The sequence below is a fragment of the Paenibacillus sp. 598K genome (assembly GCF_003851045.1).
In the GTDB taxonomy this organism is placed as follows: Bacteria; Bacillota; Bacilli; order Paenibacillales; family Paenibacillaceae; genus Paenibacillus_D.
This window is the reverse complement of sequence record NZ_BFBX01000308.1, coordinates 1-440: the sequence shown is the minus strand read 5'-3', so window position 1 is coordinate 440 and position 440 is coordinate 1. Positions and strand designations below refer to the sequence as shown.

The following is a 440-nucleotide window of genomic DNA, read 5'->3' as shown; positions in this document are numbered from 1 at the left end:
AGGTTGTTCCCTTGCAGCGTCACCGTGCCGCCGGCATTGCCGATCAGGAAGTCGTTCTTATAGATCTCGGACAGCTTGCCGATATCGGTCTGGACCGGCAGCGGTCCTGCGACCGGACCGACATAGCTCAGCTTGAAGTCATCGAGGTAGAACGTCCGCGGCTCTGCGTACGTATTGGCTACCTCGATATACGCCTTCAGCAAGGTCGATTCCATGGACTGGATATAGGTGCCCTTCAGCTCCACCCATCCGTCAGCGTTGACAGTCGCGTTTTGCGATACATTGGCATAGGAGCCTTCGCCATTTTGCACGCTGATGCGCAGCACGGTCGGCGATTGTCCCTCGGCCATTCTGACCTTGGCAGACATTTCGTATTGGTTGTTCTGCTCCATCTTGCCCAGCATATCGACGATCGCGCCAGCGTATTGCGCATTGACGGT

The 440-nt window shown here is 56.4% G+C and carries 1 protein-coding gene; it reads right to left on the bottom strand.

The window, feature by feature from the left end; all coding sequences use genetic code 11:
• A partial coding sequence (locus PA598K_RS35260; RefSeq protein ID WP_185602443.1) for a carbohydrate binding domain-containing protein occupies positions 1-440 on the bottom strand: 440 nt, incomplete at both ends.